The 535-nt window shown below is 55.3% G+C and carries 1 protein-coding gene; it reads right to left on the minus strand.

Translation table 11 applies throughout. The annotated features are described in order from the left end of the window. Nucleotides 1–535, minus strand: a 535-nt coding sequence (locus E1162_RS13245) for a dihydroxy-acid dehydratase domain-containing protein (protein WP_257098970.1), incomplete at both ends; no start/stop codon positions are given.

The following is a 535-nucleotide window of genomic DNA, read 5'->3' on the forward strand; positions in this document are numbered from 1 at the left end:
AGCAAGCAGGTGAACCACGGCGTTGGTGGAGCCGCCGATAGCACCGTTGGTACGGATCGCGTTTTCGAATGCTTCTTTAGTGAGAACCTTTGATAGTTTCAGGTCCTGTTCAACCATTTTGACGATCTGGCGGCCAGACAGGCGAGCATTCAATTTGTGGCGTGCATCAACTGCTGGAATTGCAGCAGCTCCCGGCAAGGTCAGACCCAAGGATTCAACCATAGACGCCATAGTGGATGCAGTACCCATGGTCATGCAGTGGCCAGCAGAGCGGGACATAGCTGCTTCAGCGCCCATGTACTCTTCAATGGTCATCTCGCCAGCTTTTACCATCTGGTCGTATTTCCACACGTGGGTGCCAGAGCCAACCAGCTCACCACGGTAACGGCCGTTCAGCATTGGACCGCCCGGAACTGCGATCGCAGGAACGTCACAACTCGCAGCACCCATAACCAAGGATGGTGTGGTCTTGTCACAACCGGTCAGCAGCACAACGCCGTCGATTGGAAGGCCGCGGATTGCTTCTTCAACGTCC

It is taken from the genome of Pseudovibrio flavus, assembly GCF_009711345.1.
GTDB classification, from domain to species: domain Bacteria; phylum Pseudomonadota; class Alphaproteobacteria; order Rhizobiales; family Stappiaceae; genus Pseudovibrio; species Pseudovibrio flavus.